The 11906-nt window shown below is 71.5% G+C and carries 12 protein-coding genes; 4 read left to right on the top strand and 8 right to left on the bottom strand.

Annotated elements, in window-relative coordinates; genetic code table 11:
• The first annotated feature begins 11 nt into the window (after positions 1 to 11).
• A complete protein-coding gene (locus NYZ98_RS03675) occupies positions 12 to 209 on the top strand; it encodes a hypothetical protein (protein ID WP_262841016.1) in 198 nt (65 codons plus the stop codon).
• Positions 210 to 242: 33 nt separating this feature from the next.
• On the opposite strand, the gene NYZ98_RS03670 is transcribed toward NYZ98_RS03675, so the two are convergent.
• The 5 genes from NYZ98_RS03670 to NYZ98_RS03650 form a co-directional block, all read right to left on the bottom strand.
• Entirely contained in the window at positions 243 to 2813 is a 2571-nt protein-coding gene (locus NYZ98_RS03670; protein WP_262841015.1) for a penicillin acylase family protein, read from the bottom strand.
• A 56-nt stretch (positions 2814 to 2869) separates the two neighbouring features.
• Positions 2870 to 3508, bottom strand: a complete 639-nt coding sequence (locus NYZ98_RS03665) for a TetR/AcrR family transcriptional regulator (protein WP_262841014.1) — start codon at positions 3506 to 3508, stop codon at positions 2870 to 2872.
• A 42-nt stretch (positions 3509 to 3550) separates the two neighbouring features.
• The gene (locus NYZ98_RS03660; protein WP_262841013.1) at positions 3551 to 3868 is read right to left on the bottom strand and encodes an ArsR/SmtB family transcription factor; all 318 of its coding nucleotides are present in this window, start codon (positions 3866 to 3868) and stop codon (positions 3551 to 3553) included.
• A gap of 4 nt (positions 3869 to 3872) precedes the next feature.
• Positions 3873 to 4694: an SAM-dependent methyltransferase gene (locus tag NYZ98_RS03655; RefSeq protein WP_262841012.1), complete on the bottom strand. Its 822-nt coding sequence runs from the start codon at positions 4692 to 4694 to the stop codon at positions 3873 to 3875.
• Between the two features lie 252 nt (positions 4695 to 4946).
• Complete coding sequence (locus NYZ98_RS03650) at positions 4947 to 5498, bottom strand: DUF1349 domain-containing protein (protein WP_262841011.1); 552 nt, start codon at positions 5496 to 5498, stop codon at positions 4947 to 4949.
• 79 nt (positions 5499 to 5577) lie between these two features.
• On the opposite strand from NYZ98_RS03650, the gene NYZ98_RS03645 reads away from it, so the two are divergent.
• Together NYZ98_RS03645 and NYZ98_RS03640 are read left to right on the top strand one after the other, a co-directional pair.
• Positions 5578 to 5898 (top strand): GroES family chaperonin, encoded by a 321-nt coding sequence (locus tag NYZ98_RS03645; RefSeq protein WP_262841010.1) that lies wholly within the window; start codon positions 5578 to 5580, stop codon positions 5896 to 5898.
• 106 nt (positions 5899 to 6004) lie between these two features.
• A complete protein-coding gene (locus tag NYZ98_RS03640) occupies positions 6005 to 7606 on the top strand; it encodes a serine/threonine protein kinase (RefSeq protein ID WP_262841009.1) in 1602 nt (533 codons plus the stop codon).
• A gap of 24 nt (positions 7607 to 7630) precedes the next feature.
• On the opposite strand, the gene NYZ98_RS03635 is transcribed toward NYZ98_RS03640, so the two are convergent.
• The 3 genes from NYZ98_RS03635 to NYZ98_RS03625 form a co-directional block, all read right to left on the bottom strand.
• Entirely contained in the window at positions 7631 to 8470 is an 840-nt protein-coding gene (locus tag NYZ98_RS03635; RefSeq protein WP_262841008.1) for an esterase/lipase family protein, read from the bottom strand.
• 184 nt (positions 8471 to 8654) lie between these two features.
• Positions 8655 to 9854, bottom strand: coding sequence for a PucR family transcriptional regulator (locus NYZ98_RS03630; protein ID WP_262841007.1), 1200 nt, complete (start codon positions 9852 to 9854; stop codon positions 8655 to 8657).
• Between the two features lie 146 nt (positions 9855 to 10000).
• Positions 10001 to 10429: a TIGR02611 family protein gene (locus tag NYZ98_RS03625; RefSeq protein ID WP_262841006.1), complete on the bottom strand. Its 429-nt coding sequence runs from the start codon at positions 10427 to 10429 to the stop codon at positions 10001 to 10003.
• Positions 10430 to 10789: 360 nt separating this feature from the next.
• On the opposite strand from NYZ98_RS03625, the gene NYZ98_RS03620 reads away from it, so the two are divergent.
• On the top strand, positions 10790 to 11878 hold the full coding sequence (locus NYZ98_RS03620) for a hypothetical protein (RefSeq protein ID WP_262841005.1): 1089 nt from the start codon (positions 10790 to 10792) through the stop codon (positions 11876 to 11878).
• The last annotated feature ends 28 nt before the right edge of the window (positions 11879 to 11906 follow it).

The following is an 11906-nucleotide window of genomic DNA, read 5'->3' as shown; positions in this document are numbered from 1 at the left end:
GGGGCACAGACATGTACATATCCAGCGATCACGGCACGGCCGGCCGGATGGGCCGCCCGTCGTTCCCCCGGTTCCGGGTGCCCGAGCCGATCGCGCGGCTGGTGTCGGGCGTCCATCTCCGCCACCGGTGGCGGCCGGTCGAGCGCATCGGCCACGTCGTCACCCAGCGATGCGCGACCTGCGACCGCACCCGCGTCCGCGTCCGCTGACCCCGGCCCCTTCCGTGGCCTCCCGGGCGGTCTTCACGGGGTGAGGGTCAGGGTGTTCTCGGTGTCCTTGCGTACGGCCTGTTCGGTCTGGCGCATCGGGGTGGTGCCGCCGTCCGCCCAGATCTCCGCCTGGTCGTCGTAGTCGGCGTGGAAGGCGTGGCCGGAGGCCCCGGTGAGGTTGGCCCAGCGCGACCGGTCCAGGTCGGCGAGGTCGGCGACCATCCGCATCGAGGGCACCCAGTCCACCTGGTACCCCTCGTTGGCGTTCCAGCCGGTCGCGTCGACGGCGTCCTTGCCGCCGCCGAGCCGCAGCGGGCCCCGGTTGAACAGCCACTCGATCGGGCCGATGCCCGAGGTGCCGAAGGTCTCGTTGGTGAGCTCCAGGGTGTGCAGGTCGCCCCAGCGCCAGTCCCCGGGGTCGTCTCCCTGGAGGTCGCGCAGTTCCTTGGCCGCGTCGGTCATCGCGGCCCGCAGCGTGTCGTCCCGGGTCTCGGCCCTGTCCTTGGTCCGCACGTCGTCCCACCAGGGGTCGGCGGGCTTGTCCAGGAGCGCGCGCACCACCTCGTACCACCGGTCGCCGCCGCCCGGCCGGGCGCCCTCGGGCAGCTCGTCGTCGAAGGCGCGCCGCAGCAGGTGCCGCCAGACGGCGTTGAAGTACGCCGCGCCGGCGGAGTCGGGTCCCTGGGTGAAGTCCCAGGCCTTGAGCATCGTGGTGATCGCGCCGCCGTCGCCGGGGACGCCCGCGCGCAGCAGGTGCGGCACCAGGATCGGGGCCAGGGTGTTGACCGAGTCCATCTGGATGCTCCCCATGGTCGCGACCGTGACCTTGCCCGCGGACATGGCCTGCTTGAGACGGTCGACGATGCGCTGCGAGCGGTATCCGTAGGCCCAGTCGGCGGTGAGGAAGCGGTCGTATCCGGGGCCGATCGCCGCGTTGTTGGCGGTGGCGATGAACCCCTCCGGCGGGTTGTAGGCCATGGGAAGCTCGGCGAAGGGGATGAAGCCCTTCCACTCCTCGTCCCCGGTCCAGCCCCGCGCCGGCCACTGGCCGTCCCCCTTGGACCTGATCGGGATCCGCCCGGGAGCCTGGTAACCGATATTTCCGTCCACGTCCGCATAAATCATGTTCTGGGCGGGGGCCTCGAAGTACGACGCCGCCTTCCTGAACTGGTCGAAGTTCGACGCCGTGTCCAGCAGGAGCAGCGCGTCGGCCGTGCGGCCGGGGTCCAGGGCGGTCCAGCGGAGGGCCACCTCCACGTCGTGCCCGGCCGAGGGGAGCCTGCCGTCCTCCCCCGCCTTGGCCCCCGTGCCGGTCTCCCCCGCGTTCGCGGCGGCGCCGGGGAGCGCGTCCTTGGCGCCGCCGAGCACCCCCGAGATGATCGGCCCGTGCTTGGTGGACCGCACGATGAGCTTCTCCGGCGCGCCTCCGGCGACCTTGAGCTCCTCGGTCCGGGTCTCGATGGGCGTCCACCGGCCCTCGACCTCGTAGGTGTCCCCCTTGGTCCGCTCCAGGTACAGGTCGGTGACGTCGGGGCCGAGGTTGGTGAAGCCCCACGCGACCCGGTCGTTGTGCCCGATCACCACTCCCGGCAGGCCGGAGAACGTGTACCCGACGACGTCGTAGGGGCAGGCGGCCGACCGCACCCGGCAGTGCAGCCCCGCCTGGTACCAGATGGAGGGGATGCGCGGCCCGAGGTGCGGGTCGTTGGCGAGCAGCGGCTTGCCGGTGCCGGTGTGCGCGCCGCTCACCACCCAGGAGTTCGAGCCGATGCCGGAACGGTCGGCGCCGGCCGTGCCGAGGAGCGAGGGGACGGCCTTGAGGGTGCGCGCGACCCGCGCGAGCGCCTGCGACGACGCCGTGGCGGCGGGCCCGGACGTCGTCCCAGTGAAGGCGCCGTCCCGCACGCCGCCGGTCGTGACGATCGGCTGGTGGCGGTCGTAGGGGTAGGCGGGGAACAGTTCCTTGACCCTGCTCACCGGGACCGCGGAGGCGTCCAGGGCCCGTTCCAGCTCGTCGTCCATGTTGGAGCGCAGGTCCCAGGCCATCGCCTTGAGCCAGGCCAGCGAGTCGGCGGGGGTCCACGGCTCGGGCGTGTAGGAGCCGTTGGTCAGCTTCAGGACCGCGTACTCAAGGCTCCGCTCGGCGAAGCCCTGGTTCTGCCCCATCCAGGCGTTGACGCCCACCGCGTAGTCGTCCAGCGCCCGGCGCGTCTCGGGGCTGAGCAGGCGGACCTCCTGCTCGGCCGTGCGCCGCCAGCCGAGCGTGCGCACCACCCGGTCCACGTCGAGCGTGGAGGAGCCGAACAGCTCCGACAGGCGGCCGGCGGTGGTCTTGCGGCGGAAGTCCATCTCCCAGAACCGGTCCTGGGCGTGGACGTAGCCCTGGGCCATGAACAGGTCGCGCGGGTTGTCGGCGTAGATCTGCGGGATGCCGTAGTGGTCGCGCAGGACGGTGACCTTCGCACTCAGCCCGGGAAGCCGCAGCTCCCCGTCGAGCCGGGGGAACGATCTGCGCACCGTCCAGGTGGCGGCCCCGGCGAGGACGATCGCCAGGACCAGGACGGCGGTGAGGACGCGGGCCACCCAGCGGAGCGGACGGGACAACCGGCTAAATGGTGCAATCCTCAAGATCTACCGCCTTTTTCGACACCGAACGCGCATCACAGTATCGGGTCGGATCCGGTCAGCGCCGCGACGAGGTCGCCCAGGCCCGCGACGGTGCGCGCGACGTCGCACTCTTCCCTGAGCGCGGTGGCGACCTCGGCGGCCAGCGGCGCGAGCACGGCGTGGGCCAGGTAGCCGGCGTCACATCCAGGCCGTGCCCGGCCGAGCAGGATGGCCAGGTGCCGGTGCCAGAAGCGGTAGGCGCCGATGCGGTAGCGGGCGCCGGGCGGGGCGGTCTCGGAGACCAGGAGCAGGTCGAGATGGCCGAACAGGTAGTCCGCGTAGGCCGCCACGAAAGCCTGGATCCGCTCGCCGGGCGGCGCGCCGGGGCCGAGCGGCGGCGGGCCGTAGATGACGCGTTCCTGGAGTTCGCGTTCGCGCTCGTCCAGCAGGGCGACCGCGAGGCCGGACTTGTCGCCGAACCTGCGGAAGAGCGTGCCCTTGCCCACCCCGGCCTCGGCGGCGATCGCGTCCATCGACACGGCCGCGACCCCCCGCTCGCGGAACAGCTTGGCGGCGGCGGCCAGCACCTTCTCGCGGTTCCTCGCGGCGTCGGCGCGCTCGCGCGGCGGCGCGCCCGCGAGCAGGCTCAGGAGCTCTGGTGATTCCGGACCGCCGGTCCCCGTTTCCGCCACGAAAACGGACTGTAGTCCTATTGCCGGGGACGGTCCAGCGCCTCAGTCGCCGAGGTCGGGCATGGCGTCGAGGTGACGCTCCAGCGCGTCCAGACGGCGCGCCCACATGCGCCGGTACGGCTCCAGCCACTCGTGCACCTCGGCGAGCGGCTCCATCCGCAACTCGTACACCCGCCGCTGGGCGTCCGGGCGCATCCGGACCAGCCCCGCCTCGCGGAGCACCTTGAGGTGCTTGGAGGTGCCCGGCTGGGTCAGCCCCAGCTCCTCCACCAGTTCCCCGACGGCCCTCGGGCGTTCGAGGAGCAGGTCGAGGATGCGGCGGCGGTGCGGCTCGGCCAGCACCGCGAAGGCGGTGACCACGGGGTCAGGGGCCGGACTTGCGTGCGACGCCCCCGACGAGCCAGGCCTTCTCCGGCCGGTGCACGTTGAGGGGGTTGTCGGGCCGCCACTGCCGGATGTAGACCAGGCCGGGCTCGGCCAGCTCCAACCCGTCGAAGAAGCCCAGCACCTGCTCGCGCGTGCGGGAGGCGTTCTCACCCGGCCGGTCGAGCACCCTCTGGTAGACGTCGACGATCGGCGCGGCGACCTCCGGCCGGGCGTCGAAGACGGCGTGGATGACGCACAGGTAGCTGCCCACCGGCATCCAGTCGCGCAGCTCGGCGACCCGCTTGAAGGGGTCGTCGCTGTCGGGGAGGAACTGCAGGGCGCTGATGATGATGACCGCCACCGGACGCTCGGTGTCGATCACCTGCCGCAGACCGGGGTCGGCGACCAGCTCGGCCGGGTGCAGGATGTCGCCCTCGACGACGCCGGTGCGCTCGTCGGTGGCGAGCAGCGCCCGCGAGTGCGAGAGCACCACCGGGTCGGTGGACACGTACACCACGCGGGCGTCCGGCGTCAGCGACCGGGCCACCTCGTGGGTGTTCTGCTGGGCGGGGATGCCCGCCCCGACGTTGAGGAACTGGGTGATGCCCTCCCCGACGAGGAACTTGATCACCCGCGCCTGGAACGCCTGGCTCTCCCGCGCCATCGTGCGGATCTCCGGGGCCACGGCCAGGATCTGCTCGGCGGCCTCACGATCCGCGGCGAAATTATCCTTTCCACCGAGAAAGTAATTGGCGACACGGGCATAATTGGGAACGCTGGTGTCCAGGCCCGCGGATGCCCGCCTGGTCTCGTCAGTCACGCGTCAACTCCTCAGCCCCGCACGGGACCGGTAAACCGAGGCGGTCGCGGCCTGGTCATCACCACCAAGATCCCCGCAACGCGCGATCCCATCGCAGGAAACCAACATATACATGTTACGAGCCCTCACTCGGCAGGCCCCCCATCTGATAGACAGTTTTCTTATCGAAAAACTGCTTAAAGGGGGACAAAACACTCAATCGGCCTGAGTGGCGGGAATGTCGCAGGTCCACCGGCCGGCGGCCGTGCGGGATCACGCGACCGTCAGCGACGTGAAGCGGGTCTCGAAGCCCTCCCCTCTCGGGGCCGCGCACATGATCCCGGCGAGCGCCGGGACGCCGGGCGGGAAGTAGGCCAGCCGCAGCAGGTTCACCGGGTCGGCGCCGTCCAGTCCGTACTTGACGGTCACCGCGTCCCCCTCGCGGGTCAGCTCCAGGCTCACCGACTCGACGGGGCCGTCCACCGAGAGCATCGACCAGTCGGAGAAGCCCCGGGTCACCACGGCGCTGACGTGGATCCTGCCGTCCACGTACTCGACGCCGGCCTTGATCCAGTTCTTCTCGTCGATCCGGAGCATCGCGCCGGCCTGGTCGTACTGGTCGGTGTAGGCGCCCTGGAAGGTGGTGGTGACGCGCAGGTCGCCGGGCATCGTCCTGCCGAAGACATGGGCGGTGTCGAAGCTGTACCCGTAGTGGGTGACCTGCCACAGGTCGGTGAGCGCCTCGGCGGTGACCAGAAGGTCCTCCCCCGCCGACCACTTCGCCGGCTCGTTGACCCACTGCCATTCACTGAAGTCCTGAGTCATTCACGCCTCCTTGCGGGCATCGTACCGATCACGTACATGAGAGCGCTCTCTCACGCCGGGGGCCGAATAAGCTTCGAGGGTGCCTGACCCGAAATTCGAGATCCAGATGCTGCACGACCGTGTCATGGTGAAGGTCGAGACGGACTCCGAGGAGCGCAGGAGCTCCGGCGGCATCGTCATCCCCGCCACGGTGACGATGGCGAACCGGCTCGTCTGGGGCGAGGTGTGCGGCGTCGGGGCGAACGCGCGCCTGGTCAAGGTGGGGGACAAGGTGCTGTTCAACTCCGACGACCAGTACGAGGTGGAGGTGCACGGCCAGGTCTACCTGGTCATGCGCGAACGCGACCTGCACGCCGTCGCCACCCCGCAGTCCGAGCAGGGCACCGGCCTCTACCTCTGAACCGTCCTTTCCCCGGCGGGCGCCCGCATGGCGGAGCCCGTCGCGCTGAGTGCCCGAAATCGCCCGGTACCGTAGCCGTGGGCAGGGGGAACGCACGGGGAGGGCCATGCCGGACATCACGCCGCTACTCCATGGGGACCCGCACGAGGCCGGCGGGTACCACCTGGAGGGGCGCCTGGGCGCGGGCGGGCAGGGGGTCGTGTACCTCGGGCGCAAGGACGGCGGGGAGCCGGTCGCGGTCAAGCTGCTGCGCGCCGACTGGACGGCCGACGAGGAGAACCGCCGCTACTTCGCCCGCGAGATCGCCGCGGCGCGCCAGGTGGCGCCGTTCTGCGTGGCGCAGGTCCTCGACGCCGACCCCGACGCCGCCCAGCCCTACGTCGTCACCGAGTACATCGCGGGGCCCTCGCTGCAGCGGGCGGGCACCCGGTCCGGCCCCGACCTGCACCGCCTTGCGGTCGCGACCGCCACCGCGCTGGCCGCCGTCCACGAGGCGGGCATCGTGCACCGCGACTTCAAGCCGGGCAACGTCCTGCTGGGCCCGGACGGGCCGAGGGTGATCGACTTCGGCATCGCCCGCGCGCTGGAGGGCGCGGCCACGCTCAGCAGCCGCATCGTCGGCACCCCCGCGTACATGGCGCCGGAGCAGCTCGCGGGGTCGGGCGTCGGCCCGGCGTCCGACGTGTTCGCCTGGGGCGGCGTGATCGTCTACGCGGCGAGCGGCCGGCCGCCGTTCGGCGACGACGCGCTGCCGGCGGTGATGCACCGCATCCTGACCGCGCCGCCCGACCTCGGGCCGCTGACCGAGCCGCTCCGGTCGATCGTCGCCGACGCCCTCGACAAGGACCCGGCCGCCCGCCCGACGATGATCGACATCCACCTGCGTCTTCTCGGCCGGGCGCTGCCGGCCGCCCGGCCGCCCTCCCCCGGCGCCGTGGCCGCCCTCGCGGCGGGACCGTTCCCCGCCACGGGCCCCGCTCCGGCGACCGGACTCTCCCCGGCGGCCGGCCCGCCGGCGCCGACCGAACCCGTGGGAGGGCGGGAACGTCCGCACCGCCGCAGGCGCGGGGTGATCCTCGGCGCCGCGCTCTCGGTGCTGGCCGTGGGGGTGTCGGCGGCGGTGCTCGTCCCGTCCCTCGGCGGGGGCGCGCACGGCACCGCGTCCACGCCCGGCCCGGCGGCTCCGGCCACCCCGACGCGCCGCCCGTCGACGCCTCCGGCCACCACGGCCGCCCCGGCCCCGGTGACCACTCCGATCCCCGAGCAGAGCACGCCTCAGCCGGAGGAGACGGCAATCCCCGCCAAGCCGACCGAACCGGCCGCCTCACCGCGTCCCACATCCGCCGATCCCACGCCCGCCGCCTCCGGTTTCCCCGCCGATTTCGCGGGGGTGTGGCGGGGGCGGGTCAAGTACGACCCCGGGGCCACCGACTCCCTGGTCCTGACGATCCGCGAGGGCGGCGCCACGGTGACCGACGAGTTCCAGGAGTACCGGTGCACGGGCACCTCGCGGCTGGTGCGGATCAACGGGGACACCGCGACGCTGAAGCGGGTGGGCATGCGCGGCGACTGCGTGCGCGACGGCATGATCACGCTCACCCGCCAGGCGGACGGCCGGCTGGAGTTCGCCTTCTCCGGATACGGCGAGAACAAGGTCACCCGGAAGGTGCACTTCACCATCGACGGGGTGCTGAACCGGGATTCCTGAGGGCGCCTGAGTGGGGCGCCTGGGTCAGCCGAGCGGGTTCAGGCAGTTGATCCGCCCGTGGGGGTTGGCGATGTCGAGCTCGTTCAGCACCATCCGCAGCACGACGGGGTCGAGGATCACGCCCACGTGGGCGCTGATGTCGAACGGGCAGGCGTCCTGCAGCAGGATGTTCCGCACCCCGGGCCCGCTGAGGTACGCCGAGGTGTACGGGGTGACCACCTCGTCGTACCGCGTGGTGATCACCGTGTAGTCCACGCCGGGGACGGTGTCGCCGCCGCCGTTGAGGCCGGCGAGGAAGGACGAGCCGGCGATCTGCTGGCCGCAGGCCGGGCAGGCGTCGGTGATGGGCCCGACCAGGCCGAGCAGCCGACCGAGCGCCACCAGGCCGCTGAGGCCGGTGCCGTGGTTGGAGGGCACCAGGCCGACCAGCTTCTTCACCTTGGCCGCCCCGCCGAGGAACTTCAGGTAGTAGCGGGGCATCATCCCGCCCTGGGAGTGGCCGACCATGTCCACCTCGGGCGCCGCGGTGGCCGCGAGCACCCGGTCGACGAACGCCGACAACTGCTGGGCGGACTGGGCGATGTCCCCGGTGCCCTGGATGAGGCCGTTCTGCGCGCCTCCGTAGTTCAGCGCGAAGACGCAGTAGCCGTTGGCCTTCAGCAGGGGCGAGATCGCCGGCCAGTTGATCGCCATGTTCTCGAAGGTGCCGTGGACCAGGACCACGGGACGGGGGTGGGCGGCCGAGGGCCGGCAGGACCAGTCGTTCGCCCCCTGCGGCGAGGTCTCGGCCCGCGCCGTGCCGGTGAACGCCGAGAAGAGGAGTACTGCCACGGCCAGTGCCGTGACGACGACCCGAAAACGCATTGCCTTCCTGCCTTCCAGCCATGCGAAACGCATTTCGACCGAATTCCAGAAAGGTAAGCGAGATGGGTGTCGATAACTGTGGCCAGGGCAATGAAAGGTGACCGCATATCTGTCATATGACTGACAAAACCGCATGTCAGGCATGCCGAAATAGGCTCGCCTCCCAGCCGCCGGCCGCCTTTCCTCAGCGCGGCGACGCCTGCGCGGAAAGCGCGCGGGCACGGAGGGCGATTTCCAGTTCGAACCGGTCGTTGGGCGCTTTCAGCTGGTCGCCGAAAAGCTCCGTCGCCTGCCTGAGCCGGTAACGCACCGTCTGGGGGTGGACGTGCAGCCGGGCCGCCACCTCGTTGGCGTTGTAGCCGCACTGCAGCCACGCCAGCAGCGTCTCGGCGATCCGGTCGCGCTGCGCCGGGCGCAGGGCGCCCAGCGGCGCCAGCCGCACCCGCCGCATCACCCGGATCAGCGCCTCGTCCTTGAAGATGATCAGGGTGGACAGGTGGTCGGCGCACCGGATCACCCCGTCGCCGGCGAGCACCCCTCTGCGGGCCAGGGTGAGCGCCTCGCGGGCCAGGCGCAGCGACTGCGCCGCCTCATGCACGGGCGCGGGCGGGCCGAGGGCGACGACCCAGTCCCGCACGGCGACGTCCAGGATCCCGGCCCGGCCGGGGCCGTCGGGGTCGGGCACGACCAGGCACGGATCCGACCGGTCCAGGTCGGACAGCACGTCGGGGGGCAGCGCGGGCCGGGCTCCGGCGCCGGGCGACCGGGCCGCGAGCGCCACCCCGGCGACGGTCTTCGGCACCGTCCAGCGCACGGCCCTGGCCAGGTCCTCCACGGCCCTCGGGTCGGCGGGCGGGTCGGCCACCACCAGGTCGAGCAGCCGGCGGCGGCGCAGTTCCAGCTCACCGGCGACCTTGATCTGTGCCCCGGCGTACCCCTCGGCCGCGGCGGCGGCGATCTCGTCGAGGTAGACCAGGATCGCCTCGCCGACCTCCGACATGCGCCGGTGGGAGAGGTTCAGCCGCTCGGACTCCAGCGCGAGGCGCCGCCAGGCCACCCGGGCGCAGATCCGCAGCGCCGCCTGGAGGGAGTCCAGCGGGCGGCCCTCGTTGGCCTCGCCCTTGCCGATCGCGCGGTAGACCTCCAGCAGCCTGCCCTTGCCCGAGCCGTTCTCGGCCGTCCGCCCGAGGAACAGCCGGAGCGCCTCCTCGACGGCGCGGCGTACGGCCCTGACGTACTTCTCGTCCCCCGGCCGCGCGTACTCCGGCACGCTGGCCTGGATCTCGGCGATCATCTCTTCGGCGAGGTCGGCCAGGTGGTCGCGGATGACGTCGGCGAACTCGCGGGGCACGTGGGACGGCGCGGATGCCGGGAAGGCGCTCACCCGCGTCCCTCGGCAGCGCTCACCTGTGCACCTCTTGTCCGGTGAGGATCTCTGGAACCGGACGTTACTCCGCGCGCGACGAGGTTTTTATGCTTTACATCACATTTCTCGGTGATTTACCGCGCACCCGGCTGACAACTCCCCTGTCACGTCAGCAGGTCGCGGGCCACCTGGACGAGGTCGACGCCGATGGTGTGCTTCAGCATGAACCACACGATGACGGCGGCGAGCGCGAGCGTCAGGGCGCCGATCAGGATCCGCAGCGGCCACGGCTGCCGCATCAGCCAGGCGGTCCAGGCCGAGACGGTCTTCTTGGCGAACTCCAGCAGGCGGTGGGCCCAGGTGAACTCGGTCGCGAGCACGGCGAGGCCGGCGAAGACGATCAGCCAGCCCGGCCCGGGCAGCGGTACCAGCAGCAGCCCGCCGATCACCAGCGCGGCGCCGAGCACGCCGGCGCCGATCTTCAGGGTGAGGCGGCCCGTGCGGGTCGCGCGCACGCCGTCCAGACGGCCCTTGAGACCGTCGCGGCGGGAGGCCTTCGTGGCGCCGCCGTGCCTGTCCTCGGTCACGGCCACATGCACACCCCCGGTTGGATCCCCCTGTCGATGTCCAGAATAGACCGGCCTGCTCCGGCCGCCTCCTCCCTCGGGCAGAACTCGCCGTACGACCCCAGGCGGAGGCCCGCCGGGCCGTCTCGTCCTCGCCGCGGGGTTTCGGACGCGCATCCGTATCCCCAGGTGCGGGCCGATGTCCGGACGGTCCGGCGGAAACGGGCCGGTCGCGGAGGTTGGGTCTTCTCAACGTCCGGCGGGCGGGTTATCAAATGCCATAGAGGCGGTGTGATCCCAGACACTCCATCCCTAACCAGACTTGCCGGGACATCCGGCAATGGTTGCGCACGATCTTGTTCAGCTCCGACGTGGATGGAGGACGACATGCGTCAGTTACGAAGGGTCATCGCCCGGGTGCTCTGCATCACGGCGATGCTCGCGGCGGGGCTCACCGCGGTGGCGGGCAGCGCCCAGGCGGCCGTGCCGAAGGTGTGGGGGTTCGCCTTCGTCAACGTCACCGCCGGCGTCCCCGACCTGAACCACCAGGCGGGGACCTGGGGGGTCGGGCCCACCGTCCAGGTGACCCCGGGCGCCGTCGGCGAGGTGGTCGTCAAGTTCCCCAACATCGGCATACCCGGCGGGGTCGTGCACGTGACCGCGGTGACCCAGACCTCCCAGTGGTGCCAGGTCGAGAAGTGGTGGCAGGCGGGCGTCGACGAACTCGTCGCGGTCCGCTGCTACAAGTACGGCGGGGCGGCGAGCTTCACCCCGTTCTCCATCGTCTTCGAGCAGAGCTCCGAGACGCTGCCCCCGCCCCAGGCGTTCGGGTACATCGCCTTCGACGGCGCGTCCATCACCTCGCAGTACAACTCCGCGGCGGCCGTGAACACCGTCACGCTGACCTCCCCCGGCGTGTGGACCGTCCTCCTGCCCGGCCTCGGATCGATCGGCCAGTCCGGGAACATCCAGGTCACCTCGGTCAACTCCAGCGTGGCCGCCCGCTGCAAGGTCGGCGCGTGGGCGCCGTCCAGCGGGTTGCAGGCCATCCAGGTGCGCTGCCACAACGCGACGAGCGTGCCGTTCACCACCGGGTGGAACCTGACCTACCACCGTGAGCGCGCGATCACCGGCGGGGCGATCCCGCCGAAGAACTTCGCCTACACCTTCGACAACACCCCGGCCGTCGTGGGCCCGTACACGCCGGTGCCGGCGGCGATCACCTACAACTCGGTGTCGTCCTTCAACGACATCCAGTCGGCCGGCATCGGGCTGCGCCTGGTGCGGTTCCACAAGGTCGGCGTGCTCCAGGACGATGTCCAGGTCACCGCCTTCGGCCCCGGGCCCGAATACTGCAACCTCCTCAGCATCTGGGGGACCCTCGGCAACGAGGTGGTGGTCCGCGACATCGCGTGCTACAACGCCATGACCACGGTGAACGTGCCGTCGATGTCCACCTACGTCTCCGCCTTCTGACCCGGCCGCGGCTTCCAGGGGCCGCCGT

The sequence above is a fragment of the Sphaerisporangium corydalis genome, from assembly GCF_025506355.1.
GTDB lineage: Bacteria > Actinomycetota > Actinomycetes > Streptosporangiales > Streptosporangiaceae > Sphaerisporangium > Sphaerisporangium corydalis.
The sequence above is the reverse complement of the archived record's forward strand: the minus strand, read 5'-3'. Positions and strand labels throughout refer to the sequence as shown.